The organism is Vibrio sp. F13 (assembly GCF_020806305.2).
Lineage (GTDB): Bacteria > Pseudomonadota > Gammaproteobacteria > Enterobacterales > Vibrionaceae > Vibrio > Vibrio crassostreae_C.
This window is the reverse complement of the sequence record NZ_CP170176.1, coordinates 300,280-321,747: the sequence shown is the minus strand read 5'-3', so window position 1 is coordinate 321,747 and position 21,468 is coordinate 300,280. Positions and strand designations below refer to the sequence as shown.

Here is a 21,468-nt window from a genome sequence, read left to right as displayed (position 1 = left end):
GATTTCCTTGTCTTAAATTTCAGTATGAAAATTCCTTGATACTTCCTTTCCACTCCCTCCCCAAAAAGTTTCTACAAGGACTCTCACTGATTGATTCTTGAACTTTCTAAGCAAAAACATTTGACCAATAACTATCACACCTCAAATCTTTAATTGTTTTCGTTAGTGCTCTAAATGATATTTAATTTATTGTTTTATAATGGTTTTTTTTGATTTGAATGCTGTATTGTTACGAGTTTGTTTTAAATAATCATTTGAACCCTAACTAAATTTCTGTCATTTTATATTTAACTGAACGTTCAATATAAAATAAAAGGACTAAGAAATGCCGAAGGTTGGGATGCCTGATATACGTAAACCACAGCTTGTTCAAGCCACCATGACGGTGATTGATCGAGTGGGTTTGCATGCCGCGAGTATTGCGTTGATCAGCAAAGAAGCGGGAGTCTCCACTGGCATTATTAATCACTATTTTGGTGGAAAGCATGGGCTGCTAGAAGAGACCATGCGTGAAATCCTTCGCCAACTTTCCAATACCATCACCACGTCACTAAAAGCACTTCCTGTTGATGCTCACCAACAGAGAATTAACGCGATCATCGATGGTAACTTCGAAGGTTACCAAGCAGAAAATAAGGTCGCGAAGGCGTGGTTGGCATTTTGGTCATATTCAATGCATGACGAGCAGCTGAAAAGACTGCAACGTGTGAATGAAAAACGTTTGATTTCACACTTACGTCTTGAGTTGAAAGGTATTTTGAATCATGAACAAGCGGATCTCGTTGCTCACGGGATTGCGTCTCTGATTGATGGTTTGTGGCTGAGAGGCACATTAAACCCAGATGGTATCGATGCTCAAAAGGCGCGTGCCATCATCAATGATTATCTAGATAAACAACTTACGTTCTACTCGTGTCACAGCAAATAGATCGCAGTGGTAGCGCTAGACGTTGAGCTAGAGCAAGAGCAAGAGCTAGAACGACCACTATTCGCACCTAATACTCACATATAGACCAGTAGAGTCTAATAACAATAATTAAGTCAGAATCTCAAATGGAAATGAACTCGTTATACATCGATGGCGCAGCGGTTAAAGCAACCTCTGGTGAAACCTTTGATAGCATTAACCCTGCAAACGGTGAACCTATCGCGACGTTAGGCCAAGCATCTTCTGCGGATGTCGACAGTGCTATTGAATCTGCGAAACGCGGATTTGCGGTATGGTCAGCAATGACCGCTGTGGAACGCAGCCGCATTCTTTTGAAGGCAGTGGAAATACTTAGAGCTCGAAATAATGACCTTGCAAATCTTGAGGTTGTTGATACGGGCAAGCCTCTGCAAGAAGCGATTGAAGTGGATGTGGCGTCTGGCGCTGATGTTATTGAATACTTTGCTGGCTTGGCTCCAACGCTACAAGGCGACCAACAGCCGCTGAGCGAATCTCAATTTTTCTACACTCGCCGCGAGCCGCTAGGCATTTGTGCGGGCATTGGCGCGTGGAACTACCCAATTCAAATCGCGATGTGGAAATCGGCTCCGGCATTGGCCGCGGGTAACGCGATGATTTTCAAACCTTCAGAAGAAACGCCGCTAACGGCGCTCAAGCTTGCAGAGATCTTTACCGAAGCTGGTCTTCCTGATGGCGTGTTCAACGTGGTTCAGGGCGATTACCGTGTAGGTCAAATGCTAACGGCGCACCCAGATATCGCGAAAGTGTCGTTCACGGGCGAAACCGGTACCGGTAAAGCGGTAATGGCAGACAGCGCTAAGACGCTGAAATCAGTCACCATGGAACTTGGCGGCAAGTCACCAATGATCGTGTTTGATGATGCGAAATTGGATGATGCAGTTTCCGCTTCGATGGTGGCTAACTTCTACACCCAAGGCGAAGTGTGTACTAACGGTACCCGTGTTTATGTACACGAAAACATCTACAACGCATTCATCGATCAACTTAAAACACGCACTGAGAAGCTGATCATTGGTGATCCAATGGACATGGAGACTCAGATCGGCGCGTTGATTTCTAAAGAACACCTTTCAAAAGTTCTCGAAGCGATTGAGCTGGCAAAACAGTCAGGGGCAACTCTGCTGACGGGCGGCTATCGAGTGACAGACAACGGCTTAGCGAACGGCAACTTTGTTATCCCAACCGTGTTTGTAGATTGCGAAGACAACATGCCTCACGTTCAACAAGAGATCTTCGGCCCTGTAATGTCAGTGTTGAAGTTTACGGACGAAGACGATGTGATTCGCCGTGCAAACGACACCAAATATGGCCTTGCGGCTGGTGTGTTCACGCAAAACCTTTCTCGTGCGCACCGTGTTATTCATCAAATGCAGGCAGGTATTTGTTGGGTGAACACGTGGGGTGACTCACCAGCAGAAATGCCGGTTGGCGGTTACAAGCTTTCGGGTATTGGCCGTGAAAATGGACCAGAAACCCTACTTCATTATACGCAGACTAAGAGCATTCTTATTGAACTTGGCGACTACGCCAGCCCTTATGCCTAACGCGTAACACTCAATTTTATGGGTTAGCTTAACAGAGCTAGCCCCACTGACTTATCTCAGGGAAATCAAAACATGGAACAACGCTACGATTATATTATCGTCGGCGCGGGTTCGGCCGGCTGTGTGTTAGCGGATAGGCTAACGGAAAGCGGTGAACATAGCGTTTTATTACTGGAAGCTGGTGGTACGGACAAGAGTATTTTTATCCAAATGCCAACCGCGCTTTCTTACCCAATGAATACTGAAAAGTACGCTTGGCAATTTGAAACAGAGAAAGAGCCGGGCCTTGATGGACGTGAACTGCACTGCCCACGTGGCAAAGTGTTAGGCGGCAGCTCATCGATCAACGGTATGGTTTATGTTCGTGGCCACGCGTGTGATTTTGACCAATGGGAAGAAGAGGGCGCTGCGGGTTGGAACTATCAAGCATGTCTGCCTTATTTTCGCCGTGCTGAATCATGGAACAAAGGTGGTGATGAATACCGTGGAGACAATGGCCCTGTCGGCACTTGTAATGGTAACGATATGGAGCTCAACCCGCTTTACCAAGCGTTCATCGATGCAGGTAAAGACGCCGGTTACCCAGAAACACAAGACTACAACGGCTACCAGCAAGAAGGCTTCGGCACTATGCATATGACGGTAGACAAGGGTGTTAGAGCCTCAACCTCTAACGCTTATTTACGTCGAGCATTGAAGCGTTCAAACCTGACCTTGAAGAAAGGTATCGTGGCGCGTCGTTTCTTACTTGAAGCACAAGACTTAGAAGGTCAATCAGGCTTGAAAGCGGTTGGTGTCGAGTTTGAAAAGTCAGGCAATACCCAGGTGGCTGTGGCGAACAAAGAAGTGATCTCTTCTGCGGGTTCTATTGGCTCGGTTCAACTGCTGCAGCTTTCTGGTATCGGCCCGAAAGCCGTGCTTGAAAAGGCCGGCGTTGAAGTTAAACACGAACTAAGCGGTGTCGGTGAAAACCTTCAAGATCACCTAGAAGTGTACTTCCAATATCACTGCAACGAACCGATCACACTCAACAGCAAGCTTGGCTTGGTGAGCAAAGGCATGATTGGCGCGGAATGGATTCTGACTCGCAAAGGTCTGGGTGCTACTAACCACTTTGAATCGTGTGCGTTCATTCGCTCTCGTAAAGGATTGAAGTGGCCAAACATTCAATATCACTTCCTGCCAGCAGCGATGCGTTACGACGGACAAGCGGCCTTTGATGGTCACGGTTTCCAAGTACACGTTGGGCCTAATAAGCCAGAAAGTCGCGGTACGGTTGCGATCACTTCTGCTGATCCGCATGCCAAGCCAGAGATCATTTTCAACTACATCTCGACTGAGCAAGACCGCCAAGATTGGCGCGATTGTATTCGTCTAACGCGTGAGATTTTGTCTCAACCAGCAATGGATGCTTACCGAGGTGAAGAGATTCAGCCGGGTCTAAGTGTGACTTCCGATGAAGCAATCGACGAATGGGTTAAACAGAACGTGGAAAGTGCGTACCACCCTTCATGTGGCTGCAAAATGGGCGCTGATGATGATCCAATGGCAGTGCTTGATGAAGAGTGTCGCGTTCGCGGCATTGATAATTTACGCGTTGTCGATTCGTCTGTTTTCCCTGTTATTCCAAACGGCAACCTTAACGCCCCGACCATTATGGTGGCTGAGCGTGCTTCCGATTTGATTTTGGGTAAGCCAATGCTCAAAGAGCAGGACGTTCCAGTGTGGATTGCACCTGAGTGGCAAGAGAAGCAAAGAATAAATAAACCAGTAAGAGAAGCGTAAGTCTCTGTTATTAGTTAAAAAATAGAAAATATTTCAAAAATAGAAAAAGCAAAAAGTAACAACAAAAATTAGTCAAAAGTCAGAAGAACTGCTCTCTATCGGTGTTGATATCGAGCAGAAAAAGGAAAGATAAAAAGGAACCATTATGACGACTCTAAATATTCAGAACATGACCACGAAAACGTTAACAGCACTAGCCATTAGTTCATTTGCATTTGGTGCTAACGCTTCTATTGAACCACAGCAATGTGAAAACGTTCGCTTCGCTGATGTCGGCTGGACTGACATTACCGCAACAACCGCCGTTACTTCTGAACTATTAAAAGGCCTTGGTTACCAAACCAAAACCGACCTACTTTCAGTACCGGTGACTTACTCTTCAATGGCGAACGGCGATATTGATGTATTCCTAGGTAACTGGATGCCAACCATGGAAGGCGATATTGCTAAGTACCGTGAAGCGGGCACGGTTGAAACCGTTCGTGCCAACCTTGAAGGCGCAAAATACACGCTAGCCGTACCAAAATACGTGTACGACTCTGGCGTAAAAAGCTTCGCCGACCTAGCAAAACATGCCGACAAATTTAAAGACCGCATCTATGGCATCGAGCCGGGTAACGACGGTAACCGCCTAATACAATCAATGATTGATTCAGACGCGTTTGGCTTGAAAGATTTCAGCCTAGTGGAATCAAGCGAAGCGGGCATGGTGTCGCAAGTATCTCGCGCTGCTCGTCGTAGCCAGTGGATCGTTTATCTAGGTTGGGCGCCGCACCCAATGAACAGCAATGTTGAGATGGAATACCTATCAGGTGGTGACGACTTCTTCGGCCCTAACTACGGCGGCGCGAATGTTTACACCAATGTTCGTTCAAACTACCTGTCTGAATGTGCAAACGTCGGTCAACTTCTGCAAAACCTAGAGTTCACACTAGAGATGGAAAACCAGTTGATGGAAGAGATTCTTAACCAAAAAGTGAAGCCAGAAAAAGCGGCTCAACAATGGTTGAACAATAACCCTCAACAAGTTGAAGCTTGGTTAGACAACGTAAAAACGCATAAAGGTGAATCAGCGACTCAAGCGGTTACTGAATACCTAAAACAAGTTAAAGCTTAGTTTTACCTACCTATCGTTCTATTTATCAAAGCTCTATAAATAAAAAAGGTGGGCTTGCCAATTGTCTATTGGTTTGAAGTAGCCCACCCATAATAAAAGGCAATATTGTGAATTTTATTACGGAAAACAAAGTCCCTGTTGGTCAATGGATGGAAGCGGGTGTTGATTGGCTAACAATCAATGCAGCAGGACTCTTTGACGCTATTTCGATTTTTCTAGAAACCGTCATTATGTTTTTAGTCGATGTATTTAAGTGGATGCCACCGGCTTTACCAATCGTGATGACCGCGGCGATTGCATGGTATTTACACCGTAAACCCTCGCTTGTGATTTTCGTGGTTGCAGCTTTGCTGACTATTTTAAACCTTGGCTACTGGCAAGAAATGCTGGAAACCTTTGTCCTCGTGTTTGCAGCGACAACGATTTCCGTATTAATTGGCGTACCAGTTGGCATTATGGCCGCGCATCGCCCTTGGTTGTATACGGTGCTTAGACCCATTCTTGATTTAATGCAGACGGTTCCAACGTTTGTGTATCTGATTCCGACTTTGGTTTTATTCGGCTTGGGCATCGTTCCTGGCTTAATCTCGACCATCATATTTGCCATTGCCGCGCCAATTCGTTTGACCTACTTAGGTGTAACCAAAGTGCCTGAAGAGTTGATTGAAGCGGGTAAAGCGTTTGGTGCAAGCCGCATGAAATTGCTGATGAAGGTCGAATTACCGGCGGCTCTACCAAGCATCATGGCGGGTGTAACTCAATGTATTATGTTGTCGCTTTCGATGGTGGTTATCGCCGCCCTTGTCGGAGCTGACGGACTTGGTAAACCTGTTGTTCGTGCATTGAACACAGTGAACATCTCACAAGGTTTTGAAGCCGGGTTGGCGATTGTATTAGTCGCTATCATTCTTGATCGCTTGTGCAAAACACCAAACCAGAAGGAAGCTTAATCATGTCTTTAGTAAATAACGCTATGTCTCAAGAAAGCAAAGCCGTACCTCAAGAACATAAAGCGAATTCTCAAGAGCAGACTGCAGTGGACGCGATTACCATCAAAAACCTTGATGTCGTGTTCGGTAATAAAGCCAATCAAGCACTTGAACTTCTAGACCAAGGTAAAACTCGCCAAGAGATTATCGATGAGACTGGTCAAGTTGTTGGTGTGGATAATGTGTCGTTGACGGTTAAAGAGGGCGAGATATGTGTATTGATGGGTTTGTCGGGCTCGGGTAAATCTTCACTGCTTCGCGCTGTAAACGGTTTGAATGAAATTAGCCGAGGTTCTTTAGCAATCAAAGATGGCGATAAACTGGTGGACTTAGGCGAGCAATGTGACGAAGCGACTCTTCGTCACTTACGTACTCACCGCGTATCAATGGTATTTCAAAAGTTTGCACTGATGCCTTGGTTAACCGTGTTAGATAACGTGGCATTTGGTCTAGAAATGCAAGGCGTAGCCAAAGATGTTCGTCGTGCTAAAGCGCGTGAACAACTTGAAATGGTGGGTTTGGCAGAATGGGAAACCAAATTTCCACATGAGCTTTCTGGCGGCATGCAGCAACGTGTTGGTTTGGCGCGCGCGTTTGCAATGGACACCGACATTCTGTTGATGGATGAACCGTTTTCGGCGCTTGATCCACTGATTCGAGCTCAGTTGCAAGATGAACTGATCACACTGCAAAGCAAACTCAACAAAACGATTTTGTTCGTGAGTCACGACCTAGATGAAGCACTGAAGATTGGTAACAACATCGCGATCATGGAGTCAGGAAAGCTGATTCAACACGGTAAGCCTGAAGAGATCGTATTGACGCCAAAAACAGAATACGTAAAAGACTTCGTTGCTCATACCAATCCATTGAATGTGCTTAAAGGTCGCTCTTTGATGCAGCCTCTTGATTCACTAACGCAAGAGAATGAAAGCTGGAAGATTTGCGATTCTAAAGATCTCTGGATTGAACAGAGCGAAGGTGCTTTATCTGTGAAAGGTGAATCTGCTTTGGCGCTTGTTGAGTGGAGTGAGTCTGACGACTTAACTGCGATCAACGAGTCGAGTGTAGTTGTGGCAAGCCCGGAAATTGGCATGCGTGATGCGATTAAACTGAAACAGCTAAGTAATCACCCGATTTTGCTGGTGGAAGACAATCAACTGGTCGGTATTCTGGATAACAGCGAGTTTTACAACGCACTAACGGGTAATTTTCAGATGAATACAGCCGCGTAAAATTTCGTTTTCCAGCTTGGCGATTAGGGCTGGTTTTTTATTAGGTGGAGAGGGTTAAGTCTCTCTACCTCTATGATTATTAAAATATATTATTCTTTGAACTTGTATTCTCTGACTCGTTATTTTTGCCTTCATTGAAGCTTTCATTTCCCCTTCATTAAGTAAAAGTGCCGTACCACGCAAGTTTAGTGGTATAGAAAAGATTGAGAATAGTATGAACATCAGTACAATGCGGAAAAATCAATGAAGTAATTTATCAATTTACAGTGTAATTCGAGCTCACCTGACGTAAATAATCAGGACATATCATCGCTTCGACGCTGTAAAACCATTCACAGTATATTAGTACAAAGGTCTGCATCTTGGACAAACATGACGAAATCCTGGTCGCTATTCGCCAAATTATTCGCGCTATCGATTTACATTCGAAAAAGCTGAGTAAAGAGTATGGTTTGACTGGCCCTCAATTAATCTTAATGAGAGCAATCCAAGAAATGGGTAATGTGACGATCAAAGAATTGTCTAATCACACCAATGTAAGCCAAGCCACCACAACCACGATCATCGATCGCTTGGAACTGAATGGCTATGTACAACGTGTTCGCAGCTCGTCAGATCGCCGCAAAGTACACGCAAACCTGACTGAAAAAGGTCAAGAGTTGCTAAACAATGCGCCACCACCGCTGCAAGATAACTTCGTTAAAAAATTCCAAAACCTAGAGCCGTGGGAGCAAAGCTTACTGCTTTCTTCAATGCAGCGAGTATCATCAATGATGAACGCAGAAGACATCGACGCCGCTCCAGTACTTCAACTTGAAGGCATTGCAAACGTAGCCAAGAGCTAACCTTATTTATAAATTGTTTATTTAGAACAACAACTTAAATAATTTTCAAATGGTCGAACTAAGCGGCCATTTTTGATCCTGCCATTTAAAATTCTCTATTTGCCTTGCGTGTTAGCTACGCCTTCTTATTTTAAATTCCCCTGACTTTTTGCCCCGTTTGTAGCCGCCTCATTGGATTGTAATCAAAACTCCATTGACGATTCTTTGACAATAAAATTCCAGACCGACCGGTCTGTTGTGTATTATTGTGTGTTCATCTTAACCACGAGGTGATGTATGAAACACGAATTGACGCCAACACAAATGACCATGACGTTGAACAGCATGCAGGGAGCTTTTGCACAGAAACCGATGCCAGCGATATCGGAGAGAATTGAGCAGCTGCTCGCACTTAAATCTGCGCTAATCGATTACACAGATCGTTTGTGTGTAGCCGTGAGTGAGGACTATGGTCACCGCAGCCGACAAGACACTTTGATGGCTGACATATTGCCTTGTATCGGAAATATTGATCACAGCATTGAGTGTTTACCTCATTGGTCGACATCTTCGATTCGTCATTCCGGCCCATTGCTTTCAACCTCTCGTGTTGAAGTGGTTTATCAACCCAAAGGCGTCGTCGGGATTATTGCTCCGTGGAATTTCCCTATCATGTTATCCGTCGGCCCACTTATTTCGGCGCTGGCTGCGGGAAATCGCGCCATGATCAAGATGAGCGAATTTACCCCAGCGACGAACCAAGTATTAACAGCGCTATTGGCGGAAGTTTTCCATGCCGATGAGGTGTGCTTGGTTGAAGGTGAGGTAGAAATCGCAGCCGCATTTTCGGCGTTGCCGTTTGATCATCTTCTATTTACAGGGTCAACCCAAGTGGGTCGCCAAGTGATGAAGTCAGCGGCTGATACGCTAACCCCAGTCACGCTAGAGCTGGGTGGAAAGTCGCCGGTTATCGTGGCAGAAGACATGCCGATTGATATTGCGGTAGAGCGAATTATTTATGGTAAAAGCCTAAACAACGGCCAAGTATGTGTCGCTCCAGATTACGTGCTACTCCCTGAAGATAAGCTCGAAGCCTTCATTTTGGAGTACAAAAAACAATATCAACAGCTATTTGATGAAGGGATCTACTCTGAGAGTTTAACCTCGCTCATTAACCCTCGCCAATGTGATCGTATTGCTGGTCTGTTGAATGAAGAGCAGGAAGCTGGGACACGAATCGTTGCTTGCCATGACGAATCGATGGACCTAAATACTCATCGGTTGGTGACACATTTGATCGTTGAACCAAGCCTGTCATCCAAGGTGATGAACGAAGAAATTTTCGGCCCATTATTACCTTTGATTACGTATCGCAATGTCGAAGAGGCGTTCCAAGTCATCAATAGCAAACCAAGGCCGTTAGCACTCTACCTGATGAGCTTTGATTTGAGTTTACAGGCTCAGGTTAAGCACCAAGTTCATTCCGGTGGAATGTGTATCAATGACTGTGTTTTTCATTTAGCGGTTGATGACGCGCCGTTTGGTGGCATTGGTGAATCAGGGCAGGGCAATTATCACGGTAAAGAAGGTTTCCTTACTTTCTCCCATGCCAAAACAGTCTTGGAAACGGGCTTAGATCATCGAGTTAAGCATCTGTTTTCAAAAGAAGACAACGAATTAAAGACCGCAGTGATGAGCATGCTTGGCAAGTAAATCATTTCTGTCATTACCCAATTTATCTACAAGAAGTTATTTATAAGAAATTATTTTTACGGCGTTATTTTAAGAGGTTATTTTTATGTTGGAACGATTTTTTGAACGAACGATGAAAGCGTATTTGATGGTTACAGGATTCTTAACCGCAACCGCTTTCTCTACTTTCCTTGCGCCTGATTGGAGTATGCAAACGCTGTTCTCGTACAACGATACGATGATGGTGAACAAAGAGTATCTTATGGGTACCTATCAACACTGGGGAGTCATGGTTGGCTGTATTGGTGTGTTGTTGATGTTCTCGGCGAAGTACAAATCGCTGCGTACTTCGACCATGATTTACAGTGCATTTGAGAAGTCGATGTTTGTGGGCATATTCTTATACAACGTGTGTATCAACGATTATGAGTGGTTTTATGGTTGGAGCGGTGTATTTGCGCTCGATGGATTTGTGACTGTCTACTCTTTAGTTTACCTGTATTACTACCTCACTAGAGACAAAAGCAAGGTGCCAGCTCATCTTCGTTAATAGTTAATAGTTAATAGTTAATAGTTAATAAGTTGCTCATGGTGAGTCAATGACACTTATTTAATGATCACTCACTTATTACTACAGCCCGCATTTGCGGGCTTTTTTCGTTTTGGGGCAATGATCCATAAAGATCTTAATTGACATATCTTTGACATTAACACTCTAGACCGACCGGTTTGTATTGGTTGTTGTTTAGTCATCAACTAGAAATGAGGTAAATACCATGACAACCAATAATTTTAACTTTCAACTTAAAACCATTGTTCATGCTCAAGAGAATGGCATTGAAAATATCCCTTCTCTTTTTGGTCGCTTAGGTGCGCAAAGAGTCGTGCTCTTTTCTGATAAAGGCTTGGAGTCTCTTGGCTTTGTTGAGCAGTTCTCGGCGTTGTTTGTAAACCAGAATGCGAATCAGGAAGCGAACCAACAAGCGGTTCAGCTTGTTGGTGTGTACACCGATATCGCGCCAGACGCGACTTGCGACAACATCAACGCCGCAATTGAGTTTGCAAACAGCGTCAATGCTGATGCGATCTTGTCTGTTGGCGGCGGCAGCGTGATTGATGCTTCTAAAGGTGTGAAATACGCATTTCATAAGAAGATAGATGACATTCGCACCGTAATTGCAGGTGGTGGTCATATGGATGTATGGCCAAACAATGAAGATATTCGAGTGCCCCACATTGCGGTTCCGACAACGGCTGGTACTGGCGCAGAAGCTTCTCCTATTGCTGTTTTTTACAACGAACATGAAAACATTAAGGCAAGCCTAGTCGCATCGGGGTTGGAAGCTGATATCGCAATTCTTGATCCAACGGTGACCACTAAGCTGCCTGCTCACCTGACTCGTTCTACAGCCATGGATGCGCTAACACACGCTGTTGAAGCGATTGTTTCGCCAATGAGTAATGCATTCACCGACGCTTACGGCATTCAGGCTGCAAAACTGATTGTTGAAAACTTACCCTTGGCATTGAAAGAGCCAGAAAACCTAACGGCACGTGGCAATCTTCTTCAAGCAAGTACCATGGCGATCTCTGCATTTTATTCGTCTTTAGGCGGTATTCCGATTCACAACTGCGCTCACGCTTTTGGTGCGATTAGCCACATTCCACATGGTGATGCCAACACGGTATTAATGCCGGTTGTGATTGAAGCACTGCCAGAGTTCTACATGCCGAATGCGGCGAAGTTAGCTCAAGCATTCTCTGTCGACAGCACGGGAGCCGATGAAATGATTTACCTACGCGTGTTGGATTTCTTAAATAACTTCCAAACCGGTGTCGGTGCGATGAAGCGTTTCAGCAGCTGGAAGTTTGATGAGCAAGAGAAGAGCAACATTGCAGAAGCGATTGAAAAAGACATCTGTTTTCAGTTCTACCCAATCTCGAAACAGACGATTGAAACCATCATAGAGAAAGCGATTTAAGTCTCTGTCTTAATCGACTGAATGTTATGACCATTTAATTCAGTCGATGATTCAGTCCCTGATTCACTCAACAATCATTACTCGAGAGCCAATTATGAAAATCGAAAACGTATTGCTATCAAGCTTGTGCATCATCGCGCCATTCCTACTTTTCACCTAATTCATTCAACAGGGACGTCGAGACCTTTATTCCCGAGGAGGAAATAAATGCTCAATAAACGTTTAACTACCGTGATTTTGGCGGGTGTTTTGGTTGTTCTGTTTTTTGCCAAGGCAAGCTTTGGAAGCGAGAGCTTTGAGAATGAAGCCACCATGGATCAATCGCAGCAGCATCAAGACGTCGTGCAATTGTTGGATGAAGCTTATCAAGGGCAATTGGATGCCCAGCTCTCTGTCGCTTACTTATATCTGAGCGGAGAGGGCGTAGAACAGGATGATGAAAAAGCCGCGGAGTGGTTCGTCACCGCAGCCAATAATGGTAGCCCTGAAGCTCAAACACAGCTTGGGTTGATGTATATCTCTGGAAGTGGCGTTCAAGCCAGCCAAGCGGAGGCTGTCACCTGGATTGGCATGGCAGCAGCTCAAGAGTATGACCCTGCGCTCGACTTATTACATTGGATGTCGCAAGCCGCGCATTAATTCAAATCTTAACTCAGGTTACTCACAGAAAAAGTTACTCGCAGAAAAGTTAATTACTGAAACAAGTTAATCACAGAAATTGGAGAACGTCTTATGCAGACATTCAAGAAATCTTTAGTGTTCACGGCAATGGCGGCGGCAAGCAGTGCTGCTCTGGCGGCTGAATCAGAAAAACCGAATATTGTTGTAATTGTTGGCGATGATGTGGGCTTTGCCGATACACAGCCTTATGGTTCAGAAGCGGATACCCCAAACCTAATGGCGCTGGCTGAAGAGGGGTTAAGTTTACTAACTTTCACGCGTGCCCAACGTCATCGGTAACGCGCTCTATGATGCTAACCGGAGCAAACAGCCATGAGGTTGGGCTAGGCACCTTCGACTATGCCGTCTATCCGGGCGCGATTGGTAAGCCGGGTTATGAAGGTTATCTCACCAAGAAAGGTGTTACGGTCGCAACGCTGCTTGAAGAGAGCAGCTATAACACTTACCTCTCTGGTAAATGGCATTTAGGACACGAGGATGGCTTCTTACCTGATGATCGAGGTTTTGGTGAGAGTTACGGTATTTTAGCGGGCGGTTCGAATCACTTTAACCGAGATATGATGTTCCCGGCCAAAAACGCTGCGACAGCGGATGCGCTGCAAAAAGGCGATATTCCCGGCGTCGAAGTTGAGCCAACTTACCGCAACGGTGAAGTGGTTGAGGATAAATACAAAGGCGAATACTCAGACCAAGTTTACACCAACGAGATCATCAAGATGATCGACAGCAAAAAAGACGACGGTAAGCCTTTCTTCGCTTACGTCCCATTCACCGGTATTCACCTGCCACTGCAAGCGCCTGAGTCTGCTTATCAAGATAAAGTCGATTACTACGTTGAACATGGTTGGGACTCGGTTCGAGAAGATCGTTTCGAACGCATGAAACAGATGGGCGTGATTCCTAAAGAGGCCGAGATTTCAGGACGCAATTCATTAAGCCGCCCTTGGGACTCGCTCTCAGAGAAAGAACAAAAGTGGTACGGCAAGAAAATGGCTGTGGCGATGGGCATGATGGAAATGCAGGACCAACAAGTCGGTCAGATAGTCGATTATCTGAAAGAAATCGGGGAATACGATAATACCTACATCATGTATCTAGCGGATAACGGCCCAGAAGCGGAGGATATTACCGGTGAAAACATCAGTGACCTGATCCGAACGTGGACCGCTCATCACTTCGATAATTCGACCGAAAACTTAGGTAAGGCGAACTCCAGTGTGTCACTTGGTCCTGAGTGGGCAAGCGCTTCAACCGGCGGCCTATCTTGGTACAAAGCTTACACAGCAGAGGGCGGTATCCGTGTGCCGTTTATCGTTAAGCCAGCCAAAGCGCTTTTAGAAGGTGAAGATGCGTTACAGCCGGGAACTCAAACAGATGACTTATCCCAAGTGAAAGACATTGCAGCCACGATTCTTGAAATTGCAGAGGTAGAGCATCCAGGAACGGAATATCAAGGTCGAGAAGTCGCGCCGATGAGTGGTGTGAGCTTGTTGCCTTACTTCAAAGGGGAAACGGCAGAGGTGCACAGTGCCGATAATGCGATTCCATTTGAATTGTTTGGTAGCGGGATTTTGCTAAAAGGTGATCATAAGATCATTCGAATCTCTACGGGAATGGGTGGCGACAGTGAGTGGCACTTATACAACACTAAGAAAGACCCAGCCGAGCAACATGACTTGAGAAATGAAATGCCAGATCTGTTCCTTGAAATGGTCGCTGAATATCAAGAGTACGAAAAAGCGCAAAACATCGTCCCGGTTGACGAAGCGTGGAACCCGTTTGAAAACGTGAAATAGAGGAAAAAATCACTCGGCCAACCTAATGCCATCAAGCTTGGTTGGCCGATGAACACCGTGTAAAGGAATTGCGAATTGTTTTGGCTAATACAATAACTTTTACATCGAGGCACTCTTCATGACGACATTATCGCAATCAAATTTGAGTTCAGTTCCGCAGTTCAATGGCAAAGCACACAGCAAACTTCAGGCGTTAGCAAAACCGATTGGGGCGGTGTGTAATATCAGTTGCACCTACTGTTATTATTTAGAAAAACAACAGCTGCTTGATTACCCAAAAGGCTCTCAATATACGATGGATGAAGTTCTATTAGAGCGTTATATCAAGCAGTACATAGAAGGGCAGAATACGCCTGAAATCATCTTTTCTTGGCATGGTGGAGAACCTACTTTGTTGGGGCTTGAGTACTTTCAAAAGGTCGTCGAGCTGCAGAAAAAATATTGTCCTAGCTACAGTAAGATCAGCAATGACCTTCAAACCAACGGCACGTTACTGAATGATGCGTGGTGTGAGTTCTTCAAGAACAATGACTTTATCATTGGCGTGAGTATTGATGGACCAGAGCACCTACATAATCACTACCGAACTAACCGTGCAGGCAAAGGCACTTTTTCTCAAACAATGCGTGGCATTCGCTACTTGAAACAACATAACGTCGAGTTCGCGACTCTAAGCTGCGTGAATGATGTGACAGGTAAGTATCCATTAGAGGTCTATCGCTTTCTACGCGATGAAGTGGGTTCGAAGCAATTGCAGTTTATTCCTGTCGTCGATAAGCGCGAAGCTCACACCAACAATAAATGGTTGAGCAACCAACAAGCGGTCATTCCCGTATCAGGCGAGGTTGAACCGTGGAGTGTCGGCTCTGCGCAATGGGGACAATTCCTCACTACCGTTTTTGATGAGTGGTTTGAACACGATTTTGGTCGAGTGTTAGTGCCGTACTTTGAAAATTTTGTCGGTGTATGGATGGGCAGAGAAAGCACCATGTGTACGCTGAGTGAGATCTGCGGAAAAGGGTTAGCAGTTGAACCTAATGGCGATGTGTACTCATGTGACCATTATGTCTTTCCTGAATTTCAGTTAGGTAATATTCAGGAACAAGCACTTTCAACTTTAGCCTTTTCGCCAAAGCAGCAGAGTTTTGGGTTCGCCAAACAGAAGTCTCTGCCGAAACAATGCCAAGCCTGTGAGTTTTAATTTGCATGTCATGGCGAATGCCCCCAAAACCGTATCATCACAAGCCGAGATGGTGAGGCGGGGTTAAATTATCTCTGTGAAGGTTGGCTGAGCTTCTTCAAGCATATCGACCCTGTTATTAAGGACTTATTCAAAGCCAATAATATCCCGTCTCGTCTGGGGTAACGGAGTAAGCGTGAATGGATTCAATCTAGATTTAAAGTTAGATAAAAGGCTCGCTAAATTGTGCGAGCCTCTTGGTATTTGGTATTTGGTATTTGGTATTTGGTAACGGGTATCTAGTCAGCCGATTCTTGGGCTGGGCTCATGGCGAGAAGAGTCTCTTCCATGGCATTGTTTAGAATCGAACGGTTACGCTGCATGGCGGCCATGAGCGTTGAGCCAAGCCATAAACCATAAAGCGTTCGAGATAGCGATTCGGGCTCTGCGATAGTGAAATCACCGGCCTCATTGCCTTCTTCAAACAGCTTTGCCATACGCAGGATTATCTTTTCTGCGCCTTCTGCCATGGTCGATTGCAACGGGTTTGCAGACCCAGATACTTCTCCCGCCAGTTTTACGACAAGACATTGGATATTGAAGTCTTCAGTCAGTTTCGACGCACACCAAAACTCGAAATAGGCTTTAACGCGGTCACGACGAGAAAGCGATTCATCACTTAAAAAGTCATCCAGCTTAGCGAGATGCTCATCAAAGTAGTTAGTAAGAAGGATCTCACCAAAGTGCTCTTTGGATTTAAAGTAGTGGTAAAAAGAACCCTTCGTGCCTTCCGCTTGGTTGATGATCTTCATCAGGCCAACACCAGCAAACCCGTGTTCATTAATAAGGCTAAATCCTGCATCGAGCATAGCTTGTCGCATGTCTTTCATTGCTCTTACTCTTTATGCTGAGAATGAGGAATAGTGTAACGAGCAACATACCAACCGTCCAGTCTAGCGCGTTAGGACGCGGTCTATAATTGACTCGTTTCGTCAAAGTAACTTTTTCTCTTATTGGCACTTCTAAGCGACAAAACTTTTTTCAAGATAAGCACATCCTATAAATCGAAAATAACAACCTTAAAGGGCCTGTTTGGTGCCTTAAAATGGCTAAATTTGGGTGTTTTAAGTTGCTGTTTTTGTTCGTTTTTAATTTGGTGTTTTCTTAAGATCGCAATGGTAGTCTTAGCTTAATTTCTTTAGGGGGCTAAATGGACACCAATAACAGCACTTATCATCACCACAATTTTGCTCAGCAAGACTTATCAGAGCTTACATTTACAGCCTGTACGTTTATCCGTTGTGATTTCAGACGTTCGAACTTACGTGATGCAACGTTTATTAACTGTAAGTTTATCGAACAAGGCGATATTGAGGGATGCCACTTCGATGTTGCAGATTTGCGTGATGCAAGTTTTCAGAACTGTCAGTTGGCGATGGCGAATTTTAGCAACGCGAATTGCTACGGTATTGAGTTACGTGATTGTGACCTGAAAGGGGCGAACTTTACTCGTGCTAACTTTGCCAACCAGGTAAGCAATAGAATGTATTTTTGCTCCGCGTATATTACGGGCTGTAACCTGTCATACGCCAACTTGGAGCAAGCTTGTTTAGAGAAGTGTGAGTTATTTGAAAACCGCTGGATAGGTACTTACCTTGGGGGAGCGTCACTAAAAGAGTCTGATCTCAGCCGAGGCGTGTTCTCGGAAGATGTATGGGGGCAATTTAGTATGCAAGGGGCGAATTTATGCCATGCTGAATTAGAAGGGTTAGATCCTCGCAAAGTAGATACAACAGGAATCAAAATTGTCGCGTGGCAACAAGAACAACTGCTTGAAACCATGGGTATTGTGGTAATGCCTGATTGATAGCTGTAATTTCTAACTACAGGCTATTTGGAATATGTAAGAATTCGCTATAGAAGAAAAGCCCAAAGCTAATAACTTTGGGCTTTTCCGTATTTGGTAACCAGCATTTTATAATGAATTTTTAAAAAGAGAATGCTTGGTGATAGAGAACTGATTGGTTGATTAATGCATGCCTGAGCGCATTTTGTCGGCGAGCGCAAAGAAGACAAAAACGACGAAACAGACTAGAGCAGCACACAGTGAAGTTAAGATGGTTGTGGCGTCTTTTGAAATCAATGGAATGGTGATAGAAGCTAGCGCTATCAACATAACAAGGATATGAACAATTCGACCCGGAATTGGATTTTTATGACAGAATGAAGCCCAGAGGTAACGCATTTTCAACACCAGTATAAAATTAGTGGTTTTATTCTATTTTCTTAGTGAGTATTTTGTAAATAACAATTGGTTACAATTGGTTGTAAATATGATCTAAGTCGAATTAGTATTAAACCAGTTAAATAACAGAAGTTTATTGATCTTTTATTGAATTTTAACTTTCAAAATGAACATCATAATATTCCGTATTCTTTGGAATGCTAAGTCAAATATTATTCGAATTTTTGTTTTTTGACTTAAGATCTCATTTATTGAGTGTTCTGTTAAGAGACGCGTTTGCGTACAGGTATTGGTGGCGTAACTATCAAGCGAATTAGAGTCATCCTAGAGCCTGTTATTCGTTTTATGTTATTTATCAAAGTGACTCCTCAAATTGAGAGCGAAGTAATCTTGTGAATTTTTCGGTTTGATATACTCAATATTCATTCGATAAAGATGATGGAGATGATATGTCGAAAACCGCGAAGATCATTAATGAAGATAAGCTGGTAAAAAAAGCAGTTGAAGTCGGTTTTAAGATGGCTAAGCTACAAGGTTTTGATTTGCCAAATTCATCCCAACCGATAAAGGTTAAAGCGGTGTACTTGTTCCTTGTTGAAGTCAATCAGATCACACCGTTACCGGACGATAAGCTTGATGGCGCGAACATCAAGAAGCGTTTAGCACTCTGGCTTCATAAGGCACTGCCGGACAATGACCCGCTGAAGTAAACCTTTTCCAAGTTGATATTTCTGGACTCGTTTCCTCTGAGTTCATTATTCATCGATATGTTAGATAAGAAACCTAGCGAGCTCTCGCTAGGTTTTTTTGTTTTTGAGGCCGATATTTTAATAGTGGATAGCGAGTCACTGCCATTCGAAGCGTTGTTATCTACTCGATAGAATGTTCAACACTGAGAGTGTTGGTGATTTATGCCGCTTGATTGGCAATCTGAGCACATAATTTACTAATGACTCTAACCTTCTTTTGACGCTTATTCGGTTAAAGACATTTTCTTAAGATCTCCACCAATCAAATACATTAGAACTCAAAGTATTATTTAATTCATGTTGACCGCTATTAAATGTGATACAGATCACTAATTTTTGTTTTTTAAAGTTAAGGTGTTGATCTTAGTAGGGGGTAAATGCTCATAATAAAAAGGAATTTAATTAGAGTTCAAAGGAATTTCTCCGTATGATTACATCAGCGCCTTGGGTGTTGTGTCCAGAAGTGATAGAAAAAACGAGTGAAGAATGGAGTTTTCGCGAGCCCAAAGCTTCAGATGGCAACGACATTTATCGACTGATTTCAGAATGTCCGCCACTAGACACCAACTCGTCATATTGCAATTTTTTGCAATCCACTCACTTTAGTAAAACTTGTATTTTGGTTGAGAACAAAGGTGAGCTTGCGGGCTTTATCTCGAGTTATCAAAAACCGAGTGAGCCTAATGTTCTCTTTATTTGGCAAGTTGCAGTTGCCCCTCGATTTAGAGGTCACTCTTTAGCTTACAAGATGTTGAACAGCTTACTTCGTCGAGAGTGGCTGAAGAGTATAGAAGCTATTGAAACAACCATTACTAAGTCAAATCAAGCGTCTTGGGCACTCTTTAAAAAGCTAGACGCAAAAAATAGTAGCACTGGAAAAGTGACCACTTTCTTAGATGAAAATGTTCATTTTAAAGGGCTGCACGATACTGAGTATTTGTATCGAATACCCCTTAAATAATCATTAACTTATAGGAATCAAATAACGGCCTTATCATGGATATTTTTAAAAAGCAGGAATCTAACGTACGTTCATACTCGAATAGTTTTCCAGTCACTTTTGCTAAATCAAAAGGCTGCTGGCTTGAAACAAAACAAGGTGATCGTTACCTCGATTTTCTTGCTGGAGCAGGATCTCTCAATTACGGTCATAACAATCCAATACTTAAGCAAGCTTTACTTGAGTATATTGAAATGGATGGAATTACACATGGCTTGGATATGCATTCAGAAGCCAAAGCTGAATTCCTAGAAGCTCTTAGTCGCTTTATTTTGGAACCTCGAGCATTAGATTACAAAGTTCAATTTACCGGCCCGACAGGAACAAATGCGGTTGAGGCAGCGATTAAGTTGGCGAAAAAAGTAAAAAGTCGAAGCAGTATTGTTGCATTTACCAATGGTTTTCATGGTTGTACGGCGGGTGCATTGGCTGCTACAGGCAACCAACACCACAGGCAAGGTGCGGGCTCAAATCTCAACAACGTTACGCGTTTGCCATTTGAAGGTTACGCTGGAATCGATGGTTTAAAATTATTTGAAACGATGTTAACCGATAATTCCGCTGGTATGGATAAACCTGCTGCCGTTTTATTGGAAACGGTTCAGGGTGAAGGTGGGTTAAATGTCGCTTCAAATGAGTGGCTACAGAAGTTAAGCAAAATCTGTAAAGCCCACGATATCCTACTTATTGTGGATGATATTCAAGCCGGTTGTGGTCGAACAGGAACGTTTTTTAGCTTTGAACCTTCAGGTATAAAACCAGATATCGTTACGCTATCTAAGTCGATAAGTGGTTATGGCTTACCGATGGCTGTGGTTTTATTAAAGCCTGAACTAGACAAGTGGGAGCCGGGAGAACACAACGGCACCTTCCGTGGTAACAACCATGCGTTCATTACTGCTGCTAAAGCGTTAGAAATGTATTGGTCAAATGATGATTTTGAAAATCATATTCAACGTAGCTCAAGCATGGTCGATGATGTCATTCAACGCAATCTCAAGCGTTTCCCTGAGCTATTTGTTCAACGCAAGGGACGCGGAATGATGATTGGCATTGAATGTAAAGATGGGAACACAGCTGATGAGATTGCAAAAGTGTGTTTTGACAAGGGCATGGTAATTGAGACCGCAGGTCCAAACGATGAAATCTTGAAGTTCTTTTGTCCATTAACCATTTCAGAATCGGAATTGATGCAAGGTTTAACTATTTTCGAAGACTCAGTTGAAGTGGTAGCAACCAAGCATTTCAAGAAAGCATCGTAATAGGGAGAGTAAAATGATTGTTAGAACACTTGATGAATGTCGTAATAGTGAAAGACGTATTGTATCGGATAACTGGGAAAGCACTCGCATGTTATTGAAAGATGACAATATGGGATTTTCTTTTCATATCACAACAATTTACGAAGCGACAGAAACACATATCCATTACCAAAACCACTTGGAGTCTGTGTTTTGTATGAGTGGTGAAGGGGAGATTGAAGTCGTTGGTGGTAAAACTTACCCAATCAAACCCGGTACGTTGTACATCCTAGATAAGAATGATGAGCATTATTTACGCGCATATAAAAACAAAGAAATGACAATGGCTTGTGTGTTTAACCCACCAATTACTGGCGCTGAAGTACACGATGAAAACGGCGTTTATCCACTCGTTGATTAACCCATATATTCAGGGGT

General features: G+C 43.8%; 18 protein-coding genes and 2 pseudogenes. 18 read left to right on the top strand and 2 right to left on the bottom strand.

What is annotated here, in order from left to right; genetic code table 11:
• Nucleotides 1-325: 325 nt before the first annotated feature.
• The 13 genes and pseudogenes from betI to LMH68_RS16375 all read left to right on the top strand — a co-directional run bounded on the left by betI (nt 326) and on the right by LMH68_RS16375 (nt 15,981).
• A complete protein-coding gene (betI, locus tag LMH68_RS16435) occupies nt 326-928 on the top strand; it encodes a transcriptional regulator BetI (RefSeq protein WP_004732441.1) in 603 nt (200 codons plus the stop codon).
• A gap of 125 nt (nt 929-1,053) precedes the next feature.
• Nucleotides 1,054-2,514: a betaine-aldehyde dehydrogenase gene (gene betB, locus LMH68_RS16430; protein WP_017066481.1), complete on the top strand. Its 1,461-nt coding sequence runs from the start codon at nt 1,054-1,056 to the stop codon at nt 2,512-2,514.
• 72 nt (nt 2,515-2,586) lie between these two features.
• Nucleotides 2,587-4,299 carry a choline dehydrogenase gene (gene betA, locus LMH68_RS16425; RefSeq protein ID WP_229647606.1) on the top strand — a complete coding sequence of 571 codons (1,713 nt, stop codon included), beginning with the start codon at nt 2,587-2,589 and terminating at the stop codon, nt 4,297-4,299.
• 145 nt (nt 4,300-4,444) lie between these two features.
• The gene (locus tag LMH68_RS16420) at nt 4,445-5,416 is read left to right on the top strand and encodes a choline ABC transporter substrate-binding protein (protein ID WP_229647607.1); all 972 of its coding nucleotides are present in this window, start codon (nt 4,445-4,447) and stop codon (nt 5,414-5,416) included.
• A gap of 107 nt (nt 5,417-5,523) precedes the next feature.
• The gene (choW, locus tag LMH68_RS16415; RefSeq protein WP_229647608.1) at nt 5,524-6,366 is read left to right on the top strand and encodes a choline ABC transporter permease subunit; all 843 of its coding nucleotides are present in this window, start codon (nt 5,524-5,526) and stop codon (nt 6,364-6,366) included.
• A 2-nt stretch (nt 6,367-6,368) separates the two neighbouring features.
• Entirely contained in the window at nt 6,369-7,640 is a 1,272-nt protein-coding gene (gene choV, locus LMH68_RS16410) for a choline ABC transporter ATP-binding protein (RefSeq protein ID WP_229647609.1), read from the top strand.
• Between the two features lie 362 nt (nt 7,641-8,002).
• Nucleotides 8,003-8,485, top strand: a complete 483-nt coding sequence (locus tag LMH68_RS16405; protein WP_017061075.1) for a MarR family winged helix-turn-helix transcriptional regulator — start codon at nt 8,003-8,005, stop codon at nt 8,483-8,485.
• 276 nt (nt 8,486-8,761) lie between these two features.
• Nucleotides 8,762-10,177 carry a coniferyl aldehyde dehydrogenase gene (locus LMH68_RS16400; protein ID WP_229647610.1) on the top strand — a complete coding sequence of 472 codons (1,416 nt, stop codon included), beginning with the start codon at nt 8,762-8,764 and terminating at the stop codon, nt 10,175-10,177.
• Nucleotides 10,178-10,262: 85 nt separating this feature from the next.
• Nucleotides 10,263-10,706: a hypothetical protein gene (locus LMH68_RS16395; protein ID WP_004732424.1), complete on the top strand. Its 444-nt coding sequence runs from the start codon at nt 10,263-10,265 to the stop codon at nt 10,704-10,706.
• A 226-nt stretch (nt 10,707-10,932) separates the two neighbouring features.
• Nucleotides 10,933-12,138, top strand: a complete 1,206-nt coding sequence (locus LMH68_RS16390) for an iron-containing alcohol dehydrogenase (protein WP_108099921.1) — start codon at nt 10,933-10,935, stop codon at nt 12,136-12,138.
• A gap of 207 nt (nt 12,139-12,345) precedes the next feature.
• On the top strand, nt 12,346-12,777 hold the full coding sequence (locus tag LMH68_RS16385; RefSeq protein ID WP_017081369.1) for a tetratricopeptide repeat protein: 432 nt from the start codon (nt 12,346-12,348) through the stop codon (nt 12,775-12,777).
• A gap of 93 nt (nt 12,778-12,870) precedes the next feature.
• A pseudogene (locus LMH68_RS16380) lies at nt 12,871-14,615 on the top strand (arylsulfatase).
• Nucleotides 14,616-14,733: 118 nt separating this feature from the next.
• A pseudogene (locus tag LMH68_RS16375) lies at nt 14,734-15,981 on the top strand (anaerobic sulfatase maturase).
• Nucleotides 15,982-16,094: 113 nt separating this feature from the next.
• On the opposite strand, the gene LMH68_RS16370 reads toward LMH68_RS16375, so the two are convergent.
• Nucleotides 16,095-16,685, bottom strand: a complete 591-nt coding sequence (locus LMH68_RS16370) for a TetR/AcrR family transcriptional regulator (RefSeq protein WP_102458015.1) — start codon at nt 16,683-16,685, stop codon at nt 16,095-16,097.
• 320 nt (nt 16,686-17,005) lie between these two features.
• Here LMH68_RS16370 and LMH68_RS16365 point away from each other — a divergent pair, with 320 nt between their 5' ends.
• A complete protein-coding gene (locus LMH68_RS16365) occupies nt 17,006-17,662 on the top strand; it encodes a QnrS family quinolone resistance pentapeptide repeat protein (RefSeq protein ID WP_229647611.1) in 657 nt (218 codons plus the stop codon).
• Nucleotides 17,663-17,824: 162 nt separating this feature from the next.
• Here the strand turns inward: LMH68_RS16365 and LMH68_RS16360 are convergent, their stop codons facing one another.
• Nucleotides 17,825-18,040: a hypothetical protein gene (locus LMH68_RS16360; RefSeq protein ID WP_029235681.1), complete on the bottom strand. Its 216-nt coding sequence runs from the start codon at nt 18,038-18,040 to the stop codon at nt 17,825-17,827.
• Between the two features lie 449 nt (nt 18,041-18,489).
• Between LMH68_RS16360 and LMH68_RS16355 the strand changes: the two genes are divergently transcribed.
• From LMH68_RS16355 to LMH68_RS16340, 4 genes are all read left to right on the top strand, one after another.
• Nucleotides 18,490-18,750 carry a DUF5062 family protein gene (locus LMH68_RS16355; protein WP_017061084.1) on the top strand — a complete coding sequence of 87 codons (261 nt, stop codon included), beginning with the start codon at nt 18,490-18,492 and terminating at the stop codon, nt 18,748-18,750.
• A gap of 466 nt (nt 18,751-19,216) precedes the next feature.
• A complete protein-coding gene (gene ectA / locus LMH68_RS16350) occupies nt 19,217-19,750 on the top strand; it encodes a diaminobutyrate acetyltransferase (protein WP_010431975.1) in 534 nt (177 codons plus the stop codon).
• A gap of 35 nt (nt 19,751-19,785) precedes the next feature.
• The gene (ectB, locus tag LMH68_RS16345) at nt 19,786-21,051 is read left to right on the top strand and encodes a diaminobutyrate--2-oxoglutarate transaminase (protein ID WP_010431972.1); all 1,266 of its coding nucleotides are present in this window, start codon (nt 19,786-19,788) and stop codon (nt 21,049-21,051) included.
• A 13-nt stretch (nt 21,052-21,064) separates the two neighbouring features.
• Complete coding sequence (locus LMH68_RS16340) at nt 21,065-21,451, top strand: ectoine synthase (protein WP_010431969.1); 387 nt, start codon at nt 21,065-21,067, stop codon at nt 21,449-21,451.
• Nucleotides 21,452-21,468 lie beyond the last annotated feature (17 nt).